Below are 20,755 nucleotides of genomic sequence, written 5' to 3' on the forward strand. Positions count from 1 at the left end.
TTGAAAGCCCCCTATTTCAGCAAGCGGGACAGCCTGCGGTCGGCCAGGATCTTGCCGCTGGTCTGGCAGGTGGGACAGTACTGGAGCGCGGTATCCGCGAAGGAGACTTCACGCACGGTGTCGCCGCAGACGGGGCACGGCAGCCCGGTGCGCCCGTGTACGCGCATGGCGCCGCGCTTGGCATCCTTGAGGTCTGCCGGCGCCTTTCCCAGTGCCTCTTTCACGGCCGCCCCCAGGACGCTGTGGATGGAGTCATAGAGGATCCGGACGCTGTCCTGGTGCAGGGCGGTGGCCATGGCGAAAGGGGAGATCTTTGCAGCGTGGAGGATCTCGTCGCTGTAGGCGTTTCCGATTCCGGCCATCACTCTCTGGCTTCGGAGCACGCCCTTGATCTGGTGCGGACTGGACGCGAGTATCTCCGCGAACTGTCCGAGGCTGAACCCAGGGTCCAGCGGATCGGGTCCGAGGGCGGCGATGCCCGGAACATCGAGGGGATCCGCCACCACATAGACGGCAAGGCTCTTTTTGGTGCCCGCTTCCGTCAGATCGACTCCGATGTGCTGTTGGTCCGCTCCTTCGAAGCCCAGCCTGGCAGCAATGGGTCCCTTACCCGGACGGAGCGGCGCTGATGACGGTGATTCCGTATAGCGGACCCAGCCGGCCCGGGCGAGATGGAAAACGAGGTGCAGGCCCTCGGCGTCCAGGCTGATGAATTTTCCGAAGCGCCGGACTCCCGTCACGGTGCGGCCCTCGAGGGCGGTGTAGGGCGGATCAGCCGTCTTTAACACGGCCACGGAGAGGACTTGGAGCTTCATCAGCACTGTGCCGTGCAAATGTGTGCCGAGGAAACTGCTCAGGCCGGCCACTTCGGGTAGTTCTGGCATGCCCCCACTGTGGCACACCCGTGCGGCGCTGTCAGTGCCCCGGAGCCGTCTGCGGCCGGGCAGGTATGCCTATACTTTCAGCGGTGGCTTGTTCCTTACGCCTCCGTTGACATTGGTGATTGACCCGATGAAAGGCCCCTGATGAGCAACATTCCCTCTGATCTGTCCTACACCGCCGAACATGAGTGGGTGTCCGTGCCGAACGCCGATGGCGTGGTCCGGGTGGGGATCACTGACTTCGCCCAGGACGCGCTCGGGGACGTCGTCTACGCGCAGATGCCGGAGGTCGGAACCACCGTCACCGCGAACGACGTCGTGGGTGAGGTCGAGTCCACCAAGAGCGTCAGCGATATCTACGCCCCGGTGTCCGGTGAAATCGTGGCCCGCAACGAAGCCCTGGACACTGATTCAGCCCTCATTAACTCCGATCCCTACGGCGACGGCTGGCTCATCGAGGTCAAGCTGGCGGAAGCGGATGCAGTGGACTCCCTGCTCAGTGCATCGGAGTACGAACAACAGGTAGGCTAAAGCTAACCGTTCGCGCTGACGGGCCATTGGATTCCAGTGGCCCGGACAGCGGGCGGAAACCGGATCTGCCAGGCATTTCCGGACGGTATGCGTTGATTGCAGGGGGACATCTGCAACGAAGGAGGAGAAATCCATGGTTGGCGGCGAACAGAACCACACCAACGGTGATTACGGCACGGGCGTGGGCAGGGCTTCGGAGACAACCTCGATCAACCTCACTCCAGTTCACGATGAGCCGACCATCGTACCCAAGCTTTCGCCGGAGGAACGGGCTGCTGTTGAAGCGCTGCCCTCCGGTTCCGCACTGCTGGTCGCACACAGCGGGCCCAACTCGGGCGCCCGTTTCCTGCTTGACTCCGACGTCACCACAGCCGGGCGGCACCCGGACGCAGACATCTTCCTCGACGATGTCACTGTCTCCCGCCGCCACGTTGAATTCCGCCGCACGGCACGCAGCTTCGAAGTTGTGGACACCGGCAGCCTTAACGGCACGTACGTCAACCACGACCGCGTGGACAGCGTGGAACTGAAGTCCGGAAACGAAGTCCAGATCGGCAAATTCCGACTCACCTTCTACTTGAGCCCTGCCCGCGCAGCAGGACGCGTCTGATTCGGAGCGGCTGCCTGTGGCAATGGCACAACCGGAGCGCCGCGGACCCCTGGTCCTGAACATCGGGGAGGTCCTCGCTCAGCTGAGCGACGACTTCCCCAGCATGACGGCGTCGAAAATCAGGTTCCTTGAGGAAAAAGGACTCATCAATCCCCGGCGCACGCCGGCAGGCTACCGGCAGTACTCCGACGGCGACGTCGAGCGGCTGCGGTTCGTCCTGTCCCTCCAGCGTGACCAATACCTGCCGCTGAAGGTGATCAAGGACTACCTTGACGCCATTGACCGCGGGGAACGGCCGGAGAACCTCCCGCCAGGAGTGACTGTCTCTCCACGGATCGTCTCCGACGAGCTCGCGGCAGAGCTGCAAAACAGGGCCCGCAAGCTCAGCGAGGAACAACTGCGCGCCGAGTCCGGGGCAAGCGTCCCGCTGCTGCAGTCTCTGCTGAGTTACGGGCTGATCGGCCACACCAACGGCAAGTTTGACGAACACGCATTGCAGGTCGCGCGCGCCTGCGTCCAGCTCGAAGGTCACGGGCTTGAGCCCCGGCACCTGCGTCCCTTCCAGGCTGCGGCCGAGCGCGAATTCGGCCTGGTGGAACGGGCTGTTGCCACGCTGACGTCACGCAAGGACGCCGCCTCGCAGGCGCGGGCCGCAGAGGCGGCCCGTGAAATCAGCGACCTCTGCCTGACCCTGCACCGGGCTCTGGTCCAGGACCGTATTTCACGGATGGAGATCTGATGATCGAAGTCGAGATTGTGGGCGTCCGGATCGAGCTGCCCTCCAACCAGCCCCTTGTGCTTCTCCGGGAGATCCACGGGGAACGCCATGTACCCATCTGGATCGGGACACCGGAAGCCAGCGCGATCGCCCTGGCACAGCAGGGCGTGGTGCCGCCCCGGCCCATGACCCACGACCTCCTAGTGGACGTGGTGGAGACGCTCGGGCACTCCGTGGTCAGCGTCAATATCGTGGCGGTGGAAGACAACATCTTCTACGGGCAGCTCCAGTTTGAGAATGGCGCGACCGTCAGTTCACGGGCCTCGGATGCGCTGGCCATTGCGCTGCGCGCCAAATGCCGGATCTGGTGTGCGGATTCGGTGATGGACGAGGCCGGGGTGAGAATCACCGAACACGACGAAGGTGAGGACACCGAGCCCGGTCCCACCGTGGATGAAGAACGTGAACTGCGCAGGTTCAGGGAGTTCCTGGACGACGTGGAACCGGAAGACTTCGACGGCTAAGGTCACGTTAAGGTTAAAGTTGAGGGTGAAACTTTCGACACGCCCCGTGAATGACCCGAACGTCTTTGACCTTGGGCCGCGGCGGGCCTAACGTCGAAGGTACCAAGTTCCCATTGCATACAACAGCCGCGCAAGTCACACTGGAAAGTGCTACTCCGGCCAAATTACATGCGTGAGTTTTCATTCTGATCCTCATGCCTGTAGGAGCTGTTGCAGCAACTTCCTCAAGGGAGCTCATGACAAGGAGGATCCACGTGAGTCCGAAAGGCGAAGCAGGCGAGCTGAAGCAGCCCTCGACGGCCGGCGTAGCTGTGCCTGCAAGCGGTGCTCAGGGCCTTCTCTTCACTGAGGACCTCCCCGTCCTTGACGAGGACGCCGGCTATCGTGGCCCCACAGCCTGCAAGGCGGCAGGCATAACGTACCGGCAGTTGGACTACTGGGCCCGGACGGGCCTGGTCGAACCCGCTGTACGCGGCGCCGCGGGCTCAGGATCTCAGCGCTTGTACGGCTTCCGCGACATCCTTGTCCTGAAGGTGGTTAAGCGCCTCCTGGATACAGGTGTGTCGCTCCAGCAAATCCGCTCCGCAGTGGAGCACCTGCGGGAGCGCGGCGTCGAGGACCTGGCGCAGATCACCCTCATGAGCGACGGTGCCAGCGTTTATGAATGCACCTCCGCAGACGAGGTGATCGACCTCGTCCAGGGCGGTCAGGGCGTGTTTGGCATTGCCGTGGGGCGGGTCTGGCGTGAGGTTGAAGGCAGCCTGGCCTCCCTGCCCAGTGAGCACGCGAGCGACCAGACCTTTCCGGACGACGAACTGAGCAAGCGCCGCGCAGCCCGCAAGATCGGCTAGGGCCACACGGCGCAGCCGGCGCCCGCCCTTCAAAGCTTCAAATGAGCGAAGGCCGCCTCCCCGACGGGGAGGCGGCCTTCGCCCATTTTGCGTCGCTCGCGCTCCCTAGCGGCTGCTGCGGCTGCGGCTTCCCCTGCCGGCCGACATCAGGTTGCCGAGGAGCGCATCAAAAAGTCCCGCAGTGGATTTGGCGGAGTCGCCGGGCCAATGATGGACGGAATGCGCTGCGCCCTGGATCTGCTGCCAGTTGGCCTGTTCCGGAATGTGGGGTGTCAGCAGGAGGTCGCCGAACATCGACTGCATTTCGGCCAGGCGGAACGCGTGTTCGGACGATCCGGAGCGCACGCGGTTGGCGACGATCCCCGCGGGAGAAAGGTTGGGCGCGAATTCCTGCCGGAACAGCTGTATGGCGCGCATGGTGCGCTCGGTCCCTGCCACGGAGAACAGGCCCGGTTCGGCCACCAGGGCAACCTTGGTGCTCGCGGACCAGGCCATCCGCGTCAGACCGTTCAGGGACGGCGGGCAATCCACCAGAACCAGCTCGTATTTATCTGCGCCCGCCAGGACGGCGGACAGCCTGCGGAGATCCCTTTTGCCAAGGTCCGGACGGTCGTAGATCCCTGTGTAGGCGGACCCCACGGCCACGTCCAGGACGGCAGGGCCGGAACCGTTGCTTCCCGCCCGTCCGGTCCAGCCGCTGGCAACAACGTTGTCAGGAAGCTTGGCCTTCCGCGGATTCCTGAGCATCCTGCCGATGTCCAGCCTGTCGCTCGGCTGCACTCCCAGGGCGGTACTCGCGTCGGCATGGGGATCCAGGTCCACTACTAGTGTCGGAATTCCGGCGGCCAGTGCCGCAGACGCCAATCCGGTCGTGACGGATGTCTTGCCGACACCGCCTTTGAGGCTGCTGATGCTGACTACTTGCACTTGAAAAACCAATACCTAACGCCGGTTGCCGTGTTGGGGTAGTTTCCGCTCCGGCACTGCCGGAACCGGGGACAGGCTTCCGCCGCCCCATTCATCATATGTTGACCCGGCGCCTAAACCCTTCTTATCCGGCCCGGGCATGGCTCCGCGAAAGACGCTTTCGGGGCCATGCAGGGGACGGAGTGATTGTGGCACCGACATGACGGATAATTCTGTGATGGTAGACACAATGATTTGTGTTTCAATGCACGCGTCTTACACACTGTGACCACTTACCGATACACCCGCAATGATGCAGGAGAAGTATGTTTTCCAAGATTCTGGTGGCCAACCGCGGCGAAATCGCTATCCGCGCTTTCCGCGCCGGCTACGAGCTGGGCGCCAAGACCGTTGCCGTGTTCCCCAACGAGGACCGTAACTCGATTCACCGCCAGAAGGCCGATGAGGCATATCTGATCGGTGAAGAGGGCCACCCCGTCCGCGCGTACCTGGACGTTGATGAGGTGGTGCGGGTAGCCAAGGAGTCCGGAGCCGATGCCATCTACCCCGGCTATGGCTTCCTGTCCGAAAACCCCGACCTTGCCCGGGCCGCGAAAGCTGCCGGCATCACCTTCGTCGGCCCGCCGGCAGAGGTCCTGGAACTCGCCGGCAACAAGGTATCCGCGCTGGAAGCGGCCCGCAAGGCCGGTGTTCCGGTTCTCAACTCGAGCGCGCCGTCCAAGGACCTTGACGAACTGATCGCCGCCGCCGACGAAATCGGCTTCCCGATCTTCGCCAAGGCCGTGGCCGGAGGCGGCGGGCGCGGTATGCGCCGGGTGGACACCCGCGAGGCGCTCCCGGAGGCCCTGCAGGCCGCCATGCGCGAGGCCGATGCGGCCTTCGGCGATCCCACCATGTTCCTCGAGCAGGCGGTGCTCCGTCCGCGCCACATCGAAGTGCAGATCCTGGCCGACGCCGAGGGCAACGTCATGCACCTCTTTGAGCGTGACTGTTCCATCCAGCGGCGCCACCAGAAGGTCGTCGAGATCGCACCGGCCCCCAACCTCGATGAAGGCATCCGGCAGGCGCTCTACCGCGACGCGGTCAAGTTCGCCAAGGCGCTCAACTACGTCAACGCAGGAACCGTCGAGTTCCTGGTGGACACCGTCGGTGAGCGCGCCGGACAGCACGTGTTCATTGAAATGAACCCGCGGATCCAGGTGGAGCACACGGTCACCGAAGAGGTCACCGACGTCGACCTGGTCCAGGCCCAGCTCCGCATCGCGTCTGGAGAAACCCTGGCCGACCTGGGCCTGTCCCAGGAAACAGTGTTCCTCAAGGGCGCAGCACTCCAGTGCCGCATTACCACCGAGGACCCTGCCAACGGCTTTCGTCCCGACGTCGGAAAGATCACCGGCTACCGCTCCGCCGGCGGCGCCGGCGTACGGCTCGACGGCGGCACCGTCTACTCCGGTGCCGAAATCAGCCCCCACTTCGATTCGATGCTCGTTAAGCTCACCTGCCGCGGCAGGGACTACCCGGCAGCGGTCGCAAGGGCGCGCCGTGCCCTCGCGGAGTTCCGCATCCGTGGCGTATCCACGAACATCTCTTTCCTGCAGGCCGTGCTGGACGACGCCGACTTCATCGCCGGCAACGTGGCCACCTCATTCATTGACGAGCGTCCGGAGCTTCTAAAAGCCCGGGTCTCCGCCGACCGGGGCACCAAGCTGCTGACATGGCTGGCCGAGGTGACCGTCAACAAGCCCAACGGCGAGCTCAAGGTCCATTCCGATCCCGCCGACAAGCTGCCCGCCGTGGCCGGCCCCGATCTGCAGCCAGGTTCACGCCAGCGGCTGCAGGAGCTCGGCCCGGAAGGGTTCGCCCGGGCACTGCGTGAGCAAGCGGCCGTGGCAGTTACCGACACCACCTTCCGTGATGCCCACCAGTCGCTGTTGGCCACCCGCGTCCGCACGCGAGACCTTGTTGCCGCCGGACCTGCGGTGTCCGCACTGCTTCCCGGGCTGTTGTCCGTCGAAGCGTGGGGCGGCGCAACCTATGACGTGGCCCTGCGCTTCCTGGGTGAGGACCCCTGGGACCGTCTCGCCGCACTCCGGAAAGCCCTGCCGAACATCTGCCTGCAGATGCTGCTCCGCGGCCGGAACACCGTGGGATACACGCCGTACCCCGAAGAGGTCACGGAGGCCTTCGTCAACGAAGCTGCCGCCACCGGCATCGACATTTTCCGGATCTTCGACGCCCTCAACGACGTCAACCAGATGGCGCCGGCCATCCGCGCCGTCCGGGCCACTGGAACAGCGGTCGCCGAAGTCGCGCTTTGCTACACGGGCGACATGCTTGACCCGGAGGAAAAGCTCTACACGCTGGACTACTACCTGGAGCTGGCACAGAAGATCGTGGACGCCGGCGCCCATATCCTCGCAATCAAGGACATGGCGGGACTGCTGCGTCCTGCTGCTGCAGCCAAGCTGGTCCGCGCCCTGCGTGAAAAGTTCGACCTCCCGGTCCACCTGCACACCCACGACACCGCCGGCGGACAGCTGGCCACCCTCCTCGCCGCCGTTGACGCAGGCGTCGATGCCGTGGACGTTGCGTCGGCTTCGCTCGCTGGGACAACCAGCCAGCCGTCAGCCTCCGCACTGGTCGCGGCACTGGCGCACACCGAGCGGGACACTGGCCTGAGCCTCGCCAATGTCAGTTCGCTGGAGCCCTACTGGGAAGCAGTACGCCGGGTCTACGCTCCCTTCGAGTCCGGACTCCCGGGCCCGACAGGCCGCGTGTACCAACACGAGATCCCGGGCGGGCAGCTCTCCAACCTGCGGCAGCAGGCCATGGCACTCGGCCTGGGCGAACGCTTCGAGGCGATCGAAGACATGTACACCGCTGCGGACCGCATTCTGGGGCGCCTCGTGAAGGTCACGCCGTCCTCCAAGGTGGTTGGCGACCTCGCCCTTCACCTCGTCGGGCTTAACGCCGACCCGGCAGACTTCAACGAGAACCCGCAGAACTACGACATCCCGGACTCGGTCATCGGCTTCCTCTCCGGCGAGCTGGGTGATCCTCCGGGAGGCTGGCCCGAACCGTTCCGCACCAAGGCACTGCAGGGCAGGAGCATCAAGGTCCGTGATGCCGAGCTCAGCGCCGAGGACAGCGCCGCGCTTCGCGGGGACTCGAAGACCCGGCAGCGAACCCTGAACCGGCTTCTCTTTGCCGGCCCCACCAAGGACTACGAGAAGAGCGTGGAAACGTACGGCAACGTTTCGGTCCTGGACACCCGCGACTACCTCTACGGCCTGCAGCGCGGCGCGGAGCACGTCATCGAGCTGGAGAAGGGCGTCCGCCTCATCGCTTCGCTGGAAGCCGTGTCGGAACCCGACGAGAAGGGCATGCGCTCGGTCATGTGCACGCTCAACGGCCAGTCCCGGCCCGTCCTGGTGCGCGACACGTCCGTGGTCAGCAACGTGAAGGCTGCGGAGAAGGCCGATCCTGCCCAGCCGGGGCACGTCGCCGCCCCGTTCGCGGGAGCCGTGACGGTCACCGTCAAGGCCGGCGACACCGTCAATGCCGGCGACACTGTTGCCACCATCGAGGCCATGAAGATGGAGGCGTCAATCACGACGCCGGTGGGCGGCAAAGTCACGCGGCTGGCGATTTCCGCTGTGGAACAGGTCGAGGGCGGAGACCTGCTGCTCGTCGTTGAGTAACTGCGGGTGGTAGCGCCGGGCACAGCCCGGCGCTACCACTGCGCAGTACTCCCGGATGCTTGCCGGTAGGCTGGGAATCTGAATGAAGGCTGTGGGGACGGCGGACGCCGCCCCCACAGCCTTTGAATGACGACGATGAAAACACTGAGCGGGAGCCCATGACGCAGACGAACACGCCAAAGCCCGCGCCGAGGTCCGCCGGGGCTGCCGGCGCTGAAGATCCGGTTCTGGAGGAGACTGGCGCCGCGTCCACCGAGACCGCAGCCGTCCGTCACGATGAAGCGCCGCAGAGCGCGTCGTCCCAGGACACACCGCCGCGGGACACGGCGCCGGCTGCCCCGCCGTCCGTTCCACCCTCTGGCGACATCAGCGTTGTGACAGTCTCCGACGCCCAGGACAGGACGTCGGTTGGCTCGCTGTCCGCCGTCAACACCATGTCGCAGCCTGCCGCCGCGGCAGCGGCCATGCCCCTCGTGACGGCGGGGCCCGGGAACTTGGCGCCAAGCGGTGCTGCCGCCGGGCCAGGGACGCAGCCGGGCACAGAGTCTGAAGCGCACTCTGGCGCCGTCCGGCCGGACCCGAACCAGCCGGACCTCAACCACCCGGACCCCAACCACCCGGACGCCGGGCAGCACCAGGCGGGGGCTGAGGACACGGGCGAAGCTCCCGGCGAAGCGCCGGACCACATCAGTGAACGCCGGGAACGTGCGGAAGGGCCGGAACCCGCTGCCGCACTGACGGCGGACCGCCTGCTGAACAAAGCCGCCGCTGCACCTGTGGCGGGCTGGCGGCGGTGGCTGTACCAGGCCACCCTGGGCTTCGTGAATCTGGGGGATCCGGACCGGGTCAGGATCCAGCGCGCCATGGAGCACCGAATCGCCATGCGGCTTGGGGAACGGACGCGCTATGTTCCCGTTCTGTCCCGCAAGGGCGGCGTGGGGAAGACCACCGTCACCACATTGCTGGGCATGGTGCTGGCAGACCTGCGCGAGGACCGGGTCATCGCCATGGACGCCAATCCGGACCGCGGAACGCTGTCAGACCGTTCTCCCGGCCGGGCGGACTTTACGGCACGCCAGCTGGTCAAGGACAGGTTTACCGTCAACTCCTTCGCTCAGCTGTCCAACTACACCGCCAGGGACGGTTCCCGGCTCGACGTCCTGGCCTCCGACACCGACCCCATGGTGGCCCATGCCTTCGACGACGCCGATTACCGGGCTGTGACCGACATCCTTGGCCGCTACTACTCGATCGTTTTGACGGACTCCGGGACCGGCATGGTGCACTCCGTCATGAAGGGCACGCTCGAAAAGGCCGATGCCGTGGTCCTCGTTTCCGGCGGAAGCGTGGACGAGGCCCGGCTGGCTTCTGAAACGCTGTCCTGGCTGGAAGCGCACGGTCGCCAGGATCTGGTAGCCAGAGCCACCGTTGTCATCAACATGGCTGCCGGTGACCGCACGCTGGTCAACATCGACGAAATCGAGCAGCATTTCCTGTCCCGGGTCAAGAACGTTGTCCGGATTCCCCACGACCGGCACCTCGCCGAGGGGTCCCGGATCCAGCTGAGCCAGCTGAAGCCTGCAACACGCAGTGCAGCGGTGGAGCTTGCGTCCCTCGTGATGGAGGAACTGCAACAGGCCTGAGCATGCCCTGACCTGTTCTAGATGCAGCAGTGAGAACAGAGCCCCGCCGGACGCTCCGGCGGGGCTCTGTGCTTTCCTGTGCGTAAGGGCCCTGTGCGTGTGGGCTGTGAGCGTGAGGGCCCTGTGCGTGCGGACTTGTCAGGCGCGTGTCGGCTTAGGGGACTTGTACATCTCATCGATGAATAACTCGAAGTCCTTCATGACCTGCGCGCGCTTGACCTTCATAGATGGGGTCAGGTGGCCCGAGGCTTCGGTGAAGTCAGATGGAACGATCCTGAAGGACTTGATGGCCTCTGCCTGCGAAACGGACTGGTTCGCATGGTTGATCAGCTCCTGCACTGCCGCCTGGACGGCGCTGTGGTCCGCAGCCTCGGTCACGGTGGTTTCCGGCGGCAGGCCGTGGCGCTGCAGCCATCCCGGGAGGGCCTCCTCGTCGAGCGTGACCAGTGCACCGATGAAGGGGCGGTTGTCGCCCACCACGAGTACTTGGGAAACCAGCGCATCGGCCCGGATCTGGTCCTCGAGCAAGGCCGGAACCACGTTCTTGCCTCCGGCGGTCACAATGATTTCCTTTTTCCGGCCGGTGATGGTCAGGAAGCCGTCGGCATCGAGCTGGCCGATATCTCCGGTTCGGAACCAGCCATCCACAAACGCCTCGGCCGTGAGGTCATCTCGCTGGTAGTAGCCCCGCATGACGCAAACGCCTTTGGTGAGGATCTCGCCGTCGTCGGCAATCTTCACCGTGTTGCCGGCCAGCGGCGCACCGACCGTACCGATCTTGATCCTTTCGGGGGTGTTGACGCTGATCGGCGCCGTGGTCTCTGTCAGGCCATAGCCCTCCAGAATCTGCAGTCCGATGCCCTGGAAAAAGTGGCCGAGCCGCTCACCCAGCGGACCGCCGCCGGACACTGCGTGCGCCACCTGGCCCCCCAAGGCGGCACGGAGCTTTCCGTAGACGAGCTTGTCGAAGATTGCGTGCCGGATTTTCAGCCCGAACCCGACGCCGCCGTCCTGCCGGGCGCGGGAATAGGCAATGGCGGTGTCGGCGGCCTTGTGGAAAATCGCGCCCTTTCCGCTGTCCTCGGCCTTGGTGAGCGCCGAGTTGTACACCTTCTCGAACACGCGGGGCACTGCAAGGATGAACGTGGGCTTGTAGCTCTGCAGATCGGGCAGGAGGTGCTTGATGTCCGGCGTGTGGGCCACGGTGACGCCCGCTGCGACCGCGAGGACCGAGATGAAACGTGCGAAGACGTGGGCCAGCGGGAGGAACATGATGGTCCGGGCCTGCTCGTTGACGATCTGGCGCAGTGAGGTGGCCAGCGCGTTCTCCGACAGTTCCACGAAATTCCCGTGCGTCAGTTCGCAGCCCTTGGGCCGGCCCGTGGTTCCGGAGGTGTAGATGATGGTGGCGATGTCGCTGAGGTTGGCGGCCTGCCGGCGTTCCTCGAGTTCGTCGTCGCTGACGTTCGACCCGGCTTCGCGGAGGGCATCCAGGCCTCGTCCTTCAAGCTGCCAGACGTGTGTGAGGGCGGTGAGACCCTCGGAGACGGCAGCCTGCCTGATGATGTTTTCGTGGTGGTCGGACTCGCCGAAGGCGGCCACCGCCCCGGAATCGCCCAGGTTCCAGGCAACCTGGGACGGAGAGGATGTCTCATAGATGGGCACGGACACGCCGCCGGCGAACCAGATGGCAAAGTCGACGAGTGCCCATTCGTAGCGTGTGCGGGACATGATCCCCACGCGGTCTCCGGCGCCCACGCCGCTGGCAATGAGTCCCTTCGCGAGGGCGGAGACGTCTGCCAGGAAGTCCACGGCCGCGATGTCCTGCCATTGACCGGCAGCGTCCAGCCGGGAAAACAGGGCCGGATTTGTTGCCTTGGCCGCCTGGCGCACCACAAGGTCCGTGATATTGGTGTCCGGGGGGACGGTCACCAGGGGCGGAACACTGAATTCGCGCACGATAGCTCCTTTGATATCCGTAGGCCGCTGCGGTTAGTCCTAACCTTAGTACCCCGCCCATGCGGGCCAGGTGCCATTTAGCTACTCGCCAGTAACATTACGTCAATGCGCCGTTTCAGCCAATAAGTCACGGGCGGGCGTGCCCCGGCGCCGACACCTAGAATGGGGGATTATGCAGCAGCCCCCGCCCAGCGAACAGACCGGACCGCACAGCCCGACCCGTGAGACCGGACCGCGGGCATGGCGGCGACGCTCGCTCGGCAGCCAGGGCGGCAGCTCACCCCGCCGGATGTTCCGGCAGCACATGCGCCCAGCCGGCACGGGGCTGGCCATCGGCATCGACATCGGCGGCACCAAGGTTGCGGCCGGGGTAGTCGACGCGGAGGGACGGATCGTCAGCGAAGCCAGGCGGTCCACCCCAGGTAGTGACCCCCGTGCCGTCGAACAGGTAATAGTCGAACTCGTGGAGGAACTGGGCCGCGGAGCCCGGATCAGGTCCGTGGGCATCGGCGCGGCCGGTTGGATGGATCTCGACGGCGGCACCGTCCTCTTCAGCCCGCACCTTGCCTGGCGCAACGAACCGCTGAGGGACAACCTGCAGCGCCTGCTGCGCCGCCCCGTCATGCTGGTCAACGACGCCGACGCCGCCGCGTGGGCAGAATGGCGGTTTGGCGCCGGCCAGGGGCAGGACCGTCTGGTGTGCATCACCCTCGGGACCGGTATCGGCGGGGCCATGGTCATGGACGGCCGTGTCGAGCGGGGCCGATTCGGTGTCGCAGGGGAATTCGGGCACCAGATCATCATGCCCGGCGGCCACCGCTGCGAATGCGGCAACCGCGGCTGCTGGGAACAGTACGCTTCCGGCAATGCCCTCGGCCGGGAGGCCCGGGAGCTCGCCCTCGCTAACTCCCCGGTGGCGCAGGAGCTCCTCAAGGCCGTCGACGGACACGCAGACCGCATCACGGGAGCCACGGTGACCGAACTGGCCATCTCCGGAGACGCGGCGTCGCGGGAGCTGCTGGAAGATGTGGGGGACTGGCTGGGGCTCGGGCTGGCCAACCTGGCCGCGGCACTCGACCCGGGAAAATTCGTGATCGGCGGTGGACTTTGCGCGGCCGGCGAGCTGCTCGTGGCGCCGGCCAGGAAGGCCTTTGCCCGGAACCTCACCGGGCGCGGCTTCCGCCCTGCCGCGGAGATTGCCCTCGCGGCCCTCGGGCCGAACGCCGGACTCATCGGCGCCGCAGACCTGTCCCGCGTCAGTAGCCGGACGCACAACTGACCCGGCCTTCCCGCTTAGACCCGGCGTCCCGCTTAGACCCGGGCGCCGTCGTCGTTTTCGTCCTTGTCCTGGGGCAGCTTCATGATCAGGTAGACCACCGCGCCCACAAAGGTGACCACCATGCCGAGGATCGCCAGGAGCGGCGCTGAGCGCCAGAACATCGCCGACAATACCAATGCCACTGGAGCGCCCACTGCGCCGATCCACGCCAGCATGGTCAGGGGGTCGGTGGCCGAGAGGCTGGGCGGTTCCTCGGGCACAAATGCGCCATCGTCGTCTTCCATGCCGTAGTCGCGTGGGCCTTCGGATCCTGCAGATCCCGGCGCCCCGGACCCCGGCGGAGCGTTCTCGGCAGCGCGCTGGCGGGCGGCCGCCTCCTGCCGCTCTGCTGCCGACAACTCGGTGGGCGCGCCGGCACGCGGTGCGAGCCCCAGCGGATCAAAGTCGGTGAAGTGCTTGGCCGGGCTCTCCGCTGCGGAACCTGGCATCGTGCCGCCGGCGGCGCCGGTGCTGTCCGCGGCGGGAGTACTCCCGGCACCGTTTTGGTTGCGGGTTTCGGGATCAAAAGCAGTGTCCGCTTCCAGCCTGGCCACGAGATCCAGCCAGACGGCGTCGTCCTGGTTGGCGCTGGGATCGGACGAATTTGAATCAGGCCTGTTCATCGGGCTCGCCCTTCTGGCTTGCTGTCGCGGACTGCTTCAGACCCGGGCGGGTCTGCGCGAGAACGTCACGGATGAAGTCCACCGAGCCGCTGAAGATCTGCTCGGCGTCGTTATCGAGGGTCGCTACGTGATAGCTGTTCTCAAGTTTGGTCAACTGCAGGGGCGCGCGGGTCAGGCCGCGCCGAAGGGCTACGATGCTCGAGTCGGAAACGACGTGGTCCACCGTGGAGCGGAACACGTGCACCGGGGCTGTAATGCGCGGCAACAGCTTGCGGGTGTCCTTGAACATCTTGTTGAGTTCATGGGCCGCCGCCACGGGGGTTCTGGCGTAGGCGCCCTCGTCAATGCCCGGTTTGAGGATGTCGTTTCCTATGGACGGCGTGCTCTTGAGCACCAGCTTGAGGATTCCGGCCAGCGGGGCGCGGGGATCGTCGATGACAAGTGCGGGATTGACGAGGATGGTGCCGGCAACCGGCCGGGTGGCGGCGATACGAAGGGCCAGGGCGCCGCCCATTGAGATGCCCGCCGAGAAGACCTGGTCGCACTCGGCATCAAGTTCCAGGTACGCCGCATCCATGGCGTCATGCCACTCCGGCCAGCGGCTTCGCGCCAGTTCCTGCCAGGTGGTGCCATGACCGGGAAGCAGCGGCATGCGGACGGCGAAGCCGGCTAAGGCAAACGCCGCTGCCCAGGCCCGCACCGCGTGCGGACTGCCGGTGAACCCGTGCGAGAGTGCGACGCCGACACTCGGGCCCTCGCCGGAAAAGGGGCTGCTGAACGGACTGTGGTCCGGAACTATGCTCATGACTTCTCCGACGATACGTGGCTTCGTGCGTGCACCTGAAAGAACCGCGCGGACGCTTCGAAAATTTCCCGGGCGTCGACATCCAGCGTCGCAACGTGGCCGCTGTGTTGAAGCCAAACGACCTCAAGGCAGGTTGATCCGAGACCCTTCCTGACCATAGCCAGGGACGTGGGCGGCACCACGATGTCGTTCACTGACTTGAAAACCAGCACCGGCGCCTTGATCCTGGGGAGTCCGCGGACAGCGGCCGCGAAGAGCCTTTTCAGCTGATGGACGGCTGCCAGCGGCGTCCGTGAGTAGTCGCCGTCTTCGGTGCGGGACGCCGTCGGATTTTCCTCTTCAATGGGAACCGTGGTCCGCTGGAAGTACTTGAGCAGTCCGATGACCCGGACCCGGCGGTCATAGAAACTCAGTCCCGGGTTGACCACGGCCACGCCTGACACATCCCGGCGGGCGGCAGTCAGCAGTGCGATGGCGCCGCCCATGGACAAGCCGGCCACATAGCAGTCGTCGGTCTTGGCGGCAAGCTCCAGATACGCCTTGTCAAAGGCGCCGAACCAGTCGCCCCAGCCAGTGCGGGCCAGATCCTGCCACCGCGTCCCGTGGCCGGGCAACAGCGGTACAGAGACCGCGAAGCCCCGTTCTGCCAGGTATTCCGCCCAAGGAAGGATGCTCAAGGGGCTGCCGGTGAAGCCATGGCAGATGGCGATTCCGATGCGCGCATTCGGGCCATGGCCCGGGTAGCTGAAAGCGGCGGGCGTGGTCCGGTCGCTGCTTTCTGTCATGAGACCATCGTGTCACTGTTACGCCTAAATCTCACTAGAGTAGGGTTGCATTGCAGTGCTGGCCGGGTCCTTTGGAGCGCCTGCCAGTTGCCTTCCGGAGGGGTTTGGACACGTGTTCTATTGGGTCATGAAAAGGGTCTTCCTGGGTCCGGTGCTCCGCACCCTCTTCCGGCCTTGGGTCAAGGGACTGGACAACGTGCCGGCCGAGGGCGCGGCGATTATTGCCTCCAACCACCTGTCCTTTTCGGATTCTATCTTCATGCCGCTCATGGTGCCCCGGCCCGTGATTTTCCTGGCCAAATCGGAGTACTTCACCGGCACAGGGCTCAAGGGCCGGATGACGGCCCTGTTCTTCCGGCTCACCAACCAGCTCCCCATGGACCGCTCCGGTGGTGCTGCATCCGCGGCCTCGCTGGAGACAGGCATGGACGTGCTGACCAGCGGGGGACTGCTGGGGATCTATCCCGAGGGGACACGAAGCCCTGATGCCCGCCTGTACCGGGGCAAAGTGGGGGTGGCCCGGTTGGCACTCCAGGCCGGGGTGCCCGTGATTCCGGTGGCGATGATCGGTACGGACAAGGTCCAGCCGATCGGAAAACGGCTGCCCAACATCCGCCGCATTGGCATGATCTTCGGCGAACCTTTGGATTTCAGCCGGTATCAGGGCATGGCGGAAGACCGGCTGATCCAGCGATCGGTAACCGATGAAATCATGTATGAGCTCATGCGCCTCTCCGGGCAGGAATACGTGGATGAATATGCCGCCGTGGTCAAGCTGCGGCTGGCGGGGAAGGGCCCCTCCGCCGCGGCCCCGTCCGCTGAGACCCCGTCTAGCGGGATCCCGACCAACGCGACCCCGGCGGGTGACACCCCGCCGGGCGCCTCCGCTGCCCGTGACGCTCGCGGTGACATCCCGCCGGATGGATCCGCGCAGGTTGCCGGGGAGCTTAATGCCGGGGAGCCTAATGCAGGGGAACCGGCCCCTGCCGGCGGACCTGATGCCGCGCCCGGGGAAACTCCCGGACGAGGCTCCCGGCACGAGCCAAGTGGGGAGAACGACGCCGGATCCTCCCGCAGTGCCTAGGCGCCCCTTGCGCTCGGCATAGGTGTATGACGCCCAGCCTCCGGTCAATGACAGGTCGGGTGTCCGGATGCCCGCTCCGGCAACTAGTCTTAGTAGTGTGACTGAGCTATCTGCAAAACCGGCCTCTTCCCTGACCAGCACCGCACAGAGCGGTGCCGCTAATTATCCGGGACTGGACAACTGGCGGGACCTTCCCATCTCGCAGCAGCCCACGTGGCAGGACAGGGACGTCTTCGACGCATCCGTCGGTGAACTGTCGGTGCTCCCGCCCCTCGTTTTCGCCGGTGAAGTCGACGTTCTCCGCGAACGGCTCGCCGCCGCCGCGCAGGGCAAAGCTTTCCTGCTCCAGGGCGGAGACTGCGCCGAGACGTTCGGGGACGCTACGGCGGACAAGATCAGCGCCCGCGTGAAAACGATCCTGCAGATGGCAGTGGTCCTCACGTATGGTGCCGCAATGCCGGTAATCAAGATGGGCCGGATGGCGGGCCAGTTCGCCAAGCCGCGCTCCTCGAACGATGAAACCCGCGATGGCGTGACCCTTCCGGCCTACCGCGGGGACATCGTCAACGGGTACGACTTCACCCCCGAATCCCGGGGCCACGATGCCAGCCGGATGCTCAGGGCCTACCACACCTCCGCTTCCACGCTGAACCTGATCCGTGCCTTCACCCAGGGCGGCTTCGCGGACCTTCGCCTCGTGCACCAGTGGAACAAGGGCTTCACCGAGAACCCCGCCCACGCGCGTTACGAATCGCTGGCACGGGACATCGACCGTGCCATCAAGTTCATGGCGTCCTGTGGCGCAGACTTCGAGGCGCTGAAGCGTGTGGAGTTCTACGCCAGCCACGAGGCGCTGCTGCTCGACTACGAACGTGCCCTGACCCGCATCGATTCGCGCACCGGCTTCCCCTATGACACCTCCGCGCACTTCCTGTGGATCGGTGAGCGCACCCGCGAACTGGACCACGCGCACGTCGATTTCCTCTCGCGTGTGCGCAATCCGATCGGTGTAAAGCTCGGCCCGTCCACCAGCGGTGACGATGCCCTGCGGCTGATCGACAAGCTGGATCCGGACCGCGAACCCGGCCGTCTGACCTTCATCACCCGCATGGGTGCGGGCAACATCCGCGAAAAGCTTCCCGCGATCGTGGAAAGGGTCACGGCGTCCGGCGCGAAGGTCCTGTGGGTCACCGATCCGATGCACGGGAACACCGTCACGTCGCCGAACGGCTACAAGACCCGCAACTTCGACGACGTCATCGATGAGGTCCGCGGCTTCTTCGAAGTGCACCATGCCCTGGGCACGATTCCGGGCGGCCTGCACGTCGAAATGACTGGTGACGATGTTGCCGAATGCCTGGGCGGCGCCGACCCCATCGATCAGGAAGCCTTCCTGGACCGCTACGAGTCGGTGTGCGATCCGCGCCTGAATCACATGCAGTCCCTGGAGATGGCATTCCTCGTGGCCGGGGCCCTGTCCCGGCACTAAAGGGGAGGCCGGGCACCGTAGAAGCGTCCCGGCACTAACTCCAAGCGGTTCCCTGGCGGGCTCCGGGCATGTCCCGGGGCCCGCAGGCATGTCGTGGGCCAGACGCCGGGGACGGGCCAATGCTCTGGAACGGTTAGACGACCGTGAGCGTCACGACTGATCCCTCAGGTACCTCGGTGTCCACCGGATCCTGGTCCCGGACCGTGCCGAAGAACCCGCCCAGGATGTTGTTGACGCGGACTTCGAAGCCGCGCTTCTCCAGTGCTTCGCGGGCATCGCTGGCCTGCTTGCCGATGTAGTTCGGCACCTTCACGAGCTTCGGTCCGTCGGAGATGGTCAGAGTTATGGCCTGGCCTCGCGTCAGATTGCCAGACGCCGGCTCCTGGTTGACGACGGCGCCCTTCGGAACGTTCCGGTCATGCACGGTGTCCTTCGCGACTACCGCCTTCAGCCCGGCCGCCTCGATGGCCTGGACGGCAGATTCCTTCTCCTCGCCGCGCACATCCGGTACGGGTATGGGCTGCGGGCCTTTGGAAACTGTGAGGCTCACGGGCGTTCCGTGCCTGACTTGTGTTCCCGGCGCGGGGGACTGGCCGAGGACTGTGCCTGCCGCCGCTTCTTCATCGAACTTCTCGGTGATCTTTCCCAGGGCCATTTCAGAGCCGTTGAGGGCTGACTTGGCCGTTTCCAAGGACTTGCCTGACAGCACGGGAAGCGGGAAAAGCTGCGGGCCCTTGGAGACGAAGAGTGAGACCTGCTGGAATTTGCGGATCTCCGTTCCGGCATCTGGCTCCGACCCCACGACCAGCCCTGCACGGACGTCGTCGTCGAAAACATCCTGGGTGCTCGACTGAAAGCCGGCCGTGCGGAGGAGTTGCTGCGCCTCGGCCACGGTCCTGTTCGCTACTGAGGGCACGGTGCCGGGGGAACCCGGACCCATGCCGAAGAACCAGCCTGCGCCGGTGGCCAGGAGGGCCGCGATGACCAGAATCACGATCCAGAGAGCGCCACGGCGCCGTGAGTTGCCTTCGCGCAGCGTGCGCAGCGGGGTTGCGGCGGCCCGGGAGCGCGCCCTTTCGCCGACGCGGTCCTGTTTCCGCTGTTCCCTCTTGCTCAGTTCCCTGTCGCCGGCTTCCCTGGAACCCAGGGCAGCGGGCGCGGCGTCGTCGGTTTCGGGCGGCTCCAGCCCGAAGGCCGGGGGCAGCTGCCGGGCATGGGGGAAGACCGCTGTGGGGTTGCTCGTGTGCGAAATGATTTCCGTGGGCCGCTGTACCGGACTCAGCAGTTCGGTATGGTTCACGGCGGCCGGCCGCTGTGGCATCGGCGGCTGTGGCGGGACGGGTCCTGCTGCGCCGGTGCGTCCGCGCGCGCCCATCTCCGGCTCCGCGCCGGCTGCCTCCGCGGCATGGAGGGCTGCCGGGGGTTGCAGGTCAAGCTCCGTGTCGGTGAGGTTGGTGCGGATGTGCCGCAGTTCGGAGAGCAGTGCATTGCCGTCCACGGGACGTTTTTCGGGATCGTTCGCGGTGCACCACTGCACGAGCTCGTCGACTTCTTCAGCGAGCCCGGGGGCGAACCCGGAAGGTGGCCCAACCGTCGAATTCACGTGCTGGTAGGCCACCTGGATCGGGACTTCACCGTCGAAGGGCTGCCGGCCGGTGAGCATCTCGAAAAGCATGATTCCGGTGGAGTAAATGTCACTGCGTGCATCGGCCGGTTTGCCCAGCACCAACTCTGGTGACAGATAGGCCACCGTGCCGATCAGCGTCCCGGTACTCGTGGTGGCGGTGACTGCCCTCGCCAGTCCGAAGTCGCCGATTTTTATCCGGCCGTCTTCGGCTATCAGCACGTTCTCCGGTTTGACGTCCCGGTGAATGAGTCCCGCTGCATGGGCGGCGCCGAGGCCTTCCACGACAGGATCGATGAGGGCGAGGGCGAGCCGGGGCGAGAGGGCGCCCTTTGCGTTGATGACGTCCCGGAGGGTGTGGCCCTTGATGTACTCCATTACCAGGTAGGCCGTCCGGCCGTCGTGCCCCTGGTCGAGGACACCCACCACATGGGGGTGGGACAGCTTGGCGGCAGCCCGTGCTTCGCGGGCCAGGCGGTCAAGGAAATTACCGTCATTGACCAGGTGCGGGTGGAGGACCTTCAGTGCCACTTCGCGGTCGAGCCGTTGGTCCGTTGCCAGGTACACGGTGGACATTCCGCCCCTTGCCAGCCTGGAATTGACCCGGTAGCGATTATCCACCAGGGAACCAACAAGACTGTCCGACACGTTTTCCTGCACCCTACGATCCTAATTGCTGCAC

Annotated in this window: 17 protein-coding genes; 10 read left to right on the forward strand and 7 right to left on the reverse strand. The window is 65.4% G+C overall.

The window, feature by feature from the left end:
* Positions 1 to 11: 11 nt before the first annotated feature.
* Positions 12 to 884: an Fpg/Nei family DNA glycosylase gene (locus AC1DDG_RS14375; RefSeq protein WP_476876581.1), complete on the reverse strand. Its 873-nt coding sequence runs from the start codon at positions 882 to 884 to the stop codon at positions 12 to 14.
* A gap of 141 nt (positions 885 to 1,025) precedes the next feature.
* Between AC1DDG_RS14375 and gcvH the strand changes: the two genes are divergently transcribed.
* From gcvH to AC1DDG_RS14400, 5 genes are all read left to right on the forward strand, one after another.
* Entirely contained in the window at positions 1,026 to 1,412 is a 387-nt protein-coding gene (gene gcvH, locus AC1DDG_RS14380) for a glycine cleavage system protein GcvH (RefSeq protein ID WP_230117701.1), read from the forward strand.
* Positions 1,413 to 1,545: 133 nt separating this feature from the next.
* On the forward strand, positions 1,546 to 2,022 hold the full coding sequence (locus AC1DDG_RS14385) for an FHA domain-containing protein (protein ID WP_230117700.1): 477 nt from the start codon (positions 1,546 to 1,548) through the stop codon (positions 2,020 to 2,022).
* 22 nt (positions 2,023 to 2,044) lie between these two features.
* The gene (gene ftsR / locus AC1DDG_RS14390; protein WP_230117699.1) at positions 2,045 to 2,761 is read left to right on the forward strand and encodes a transcriptional regulator FtsR; all 717 of its coding nucleotides are present in this window, start codon (positions 2,045 to 2,047) and stop codon (positions 2,759 to 2,761) included.
* Positions 2,761 to 3,264: a bifunctional nuclease family protein gene (locus AC1DDG_RS14395; RefSeq protein ID WP_230117698.1), complete on the forward strand. Its 504-nt coding sequence runs from the start codon at positions 2,761 to 2,763 to the stop codon at positions 3,262 to 3,264. Before ftsR ends, AC1DDG_RS14395 begins: the two co-directional genes overlap by 1 nt.
* 254 nt (positions 3,265 to 3,518) lie before the next feature.
* Entirely contained in the window at positions 3,519 to 4,115 is a 597-nt protein-coding gene (locus AC1DDG_RS14400) for a MerR family transcriptional regulator (RefSeq protein WP_230117697.1), read from the forward strand.
* Positions 4,116 to 4,220: 105 nt separating this feature from the next.
* Here AC1DDG_RS14400 and AC1DDG_RS14405 read toward each other — a convergent pair whose 3' ends face one another.
* On the reverse strand, positions 4,221 to 5,042 hold the full coding sequence (locus AC1DDG_RS14405; protein WP_230117696.1) for a ParA family protein: 822 nt from the start codon (positions 5,040 to 5,042) through the stop codon (positions 4,221 to 4,223).
* 305 nt (positions 5,043 to 5,347) lie between these two features.
* Between AC1DDG_RS14405 and AC1DDG_RS14410 the strand changes: the two genes are divergently transcribed.
* Together AC1DDG_RS14410 and AC1DDG_RS14415 are read left to right on the forward strand one after the other, a co-directional pair.
* Complete coding sequence (locus AC1DDG_RS14410; RefSeq protein WP_476876582.1) at positions 5,348 to 8,743, forward strand: pyruvate carboxylase; 3,396 nt, start codon at positions 5,348 to 5,350, stop codon at positions 8,741 to 8,743.
* Positions 8,744 to 8,901: 158 nt separating this feature from the next.
* Positions 8,902 to 10,386, forward strand: a complete 1,485-nt coding sequence (locus AC1DDG_RS14415; RefSeq protein ID WP_476876583.1) for a MinD/ParA family ATP-binding protein — start codon at positions 8,902 to 8,904, stop codon at positions 10,384 to 10,386.
* 138 nt (positions 10,387 to 10,524) lie between these two features.
* Here the strand turns inward: AC1DDG_RS14415 and AC1DDG_RS14420 are convergent, their stop codons facing one another.
* Positions 10,525 to 12,345, reverse strand: coding sequence for an AMP-dependent synthetase/ligase (locus tag AC1DDG_RS14420; protein WP_230117693.1), 1,821 nt, complete (start codon positions 12,343 to 12,345; stop codon positions 10,525 to 10,527).
* 289 nt (positions 12,346 to 12,634) lie between these two features.
* On the opposite strand from AC1DDG_RS14420, the gene AC1DDG_RS14425 reads away from it, so the two are divergent.
* The gene (locus AC1DDG_RS14425; protein ID WP_230117732.1) at positions 12,635 to 13,624 is read left to right on the forward strand and encodes an ROK family glucokinase; all 990 of its coding nucleotides are present in this window, start codon (positions 12,635 to 12,637) and stop codon (positions 13,622 to 13,624) included.
* A 32-nt stretch (positions 13,625 to 13,656) separates the two neighbouring features.
* Here the strand turns inward: AC1DDG_RS14425 and AC1DDG_RS14430 are convergent, their stop codons facing one another.
* Genes AC1DDG_RS14430 through AC1DDG_RS14440 form a run of 3 tightly spaced genes read right to left on the reverse strand, consistent with a single transcriptional unit; the run spans position 13,657 to position 15,876 of the window.
* Positions 13,657 to 14,286: a hypothetical protein gene (locus AC1DDG_RS14430; protein ID WP_230117692.1), complete on the reverse strand. Its 630-nt coding sequence runs from the start codon at positions 14,284 to 14,286 to the stop codon at positions 13,657 to 13,659.
* Positions 14,273 to 15,091, reverse strand: a complete 819-nt coding sequence (locus tag AC1DDG_RS14435) for an alpha/beta hydrolase (protein WP_230117691.1) — start codon at positions 15,089 to 15,091, stop codon at positions 14,273 to 14,275. Before AC1DDG_RS14435 ends, AC1DDG_RS14430 begins: the two co-directional genes overlap by 14 nt.
* Entirely contained in the window at positions 15,088 to 15,876 is a 789-nt protein-coding gene (locus tag AC1DDG_RS14440) for an alpha/beta hydrolase (RefSeq protein ID WP_230117690.1), read from the reverse strand. The genes AC1DDG_RS14435 and AC1DDG_RS14440 overlap by 4 nt, the downstream gene beginning before the upstream one ends.
* A 112-nt stretch (positions 15,877 to 15,988) precedes the next feature.
* On the opposite strand from AC1DDG_RS14440, the gene AC1DDG_RS14445 reads away from it, so the two are divergent.
* Together AC1DDG_RS14445 and AC1DDG_RS14450 are read left to right on the forward strand one after the other, a co-directional pair.
* Positions 15,989 to 16,960 carry a lysophospholipid acyltransferase family protein gene (locus AC1DDG_RS14445; RefSeq protein ID WP_476876584.1) on the forward strand — a complete coding sequence of 324 codons (972 nt, stop codon included), beginning with the start codon at positions 15,989 to 15,991 and terminating at the stop codon, positions 16,958 to 16,960.
* A 97-nt stretch (positions 16,961 to 17,057) separates the two neighbouring features.
* Complete coding sequence (locus tag AC1DDG_RS14450) at positions 17,058 to 18,449, forward strand: class II 3-deoxy-7-phosphoheptulonate synthase (protein WP_230117688.1); 1,392 nt, start codon at positions 17,058 to 17,060, stop codon at positions 18,447 to 18,449.
* A 133-nt stretch (positions 18,450 to 18,582) separates the two neighbouring features.
* Here AC1DDG_RS14450 and AC1DDG_RS14455 read toward each other — a convergent pair whose 3' ends face one another.
* Positions 18,583 to 20,733, reverse strand: a complete 2,151-nt coding sequence (locus tag AC1DDG_RS14455; protein WP_476876585.1) for a Stk1 family PASTA domain-containing Ser/Thr kinase — start codon at positions 20,731 to 20,733, stop codon at positions 18,583 to 18,585.
* Between the last annotated feature and the right edge of the window lie 22 nt (positions 20,734 to 20,755).

Source organism: Arthrobacter sp. 10L430, from assembly GCF_056395245.1.

Bases quoted from the DNA above. Each gene is read 5' to 3' on its own strand.
- AC1DDG_RS14375 (WP_476876581.1), bottom strand. From the start codon at position 884: ATGCCAGAACTACCCGAAGTGGCCGGCCTGAGCAGTTTCCTCGGCACA.
- gcvH (WP_230117701.1), top strand. From the start codon at position 1,026: ATGAGCAACATTCCCTCTGATCTGTCCTACACCGCCGAACATGAGTGG.
- AC1DDG_RS14385 (WP_230117700.1), top strand. From the start codon at position 1,546: ATGGTTGGCGGCGAACAGAACCACACCAACGGTGATTACGGCACGGGC.
- ftsR (WP_230117699.1), top strand. From the start codon at position 2,045: ATGGCACAACCGGAGCGCCGCGGACCCCTGGTCCTGAACATCGGGGAG.
- AC1DDG_RS14395 (WP_230117698.1), top strand. From the start codon at position 2,761: ATGATCGAAGTCGAGATTGTGGGCGTCCGGATCGAGCTGCCCTCCAAC.
- AC1DDG_RS14410 (WP_476876582.1), top strand. From the start codon at position 5,348: ATGTTTTCCAAGATTCTGGTGGCCAACCGCGGCGAAATCGCTATCCGC.
- AC1DDG_RS14415 (WP_476876583.1), top strand. From the start codon at position 8,902: ATGACGCAGACGAACACGCCAAAGCCCGCGCCGAGGTCCGCCGGGGCT.
- AC1DDG_RS14425 (WP_230117732.1), top strand. From the start codon at position 12,635: ATGTTCCGGCAGCACATGCGCCCAGCCGGCACGGGGCTGGCCATCGGC.
- AC1DDG_RS14430 (WP_230117692.1), bottom strand. From the start codon at position 14,286: ATGAACAGGCCTGATTCAAATTCGTCCGATCCCAGCGCCAACCAGGAC.
- AC1DDG_RS14435 (WP_230117691.1), bottom strand. From the start codon at position 15,091: ATGAGCATAGTTCCGGACCACAGTCCGTTCAGCAGCCCCTTTTCCGGC.
- AC1DDG_RS14440 (WP_230117690.1), bottom strand. From the start codon at position 15,876: ATGACAGAAAGCAGCGACCGGACCACGCCCGCCGCTTTCAGCTACCCG.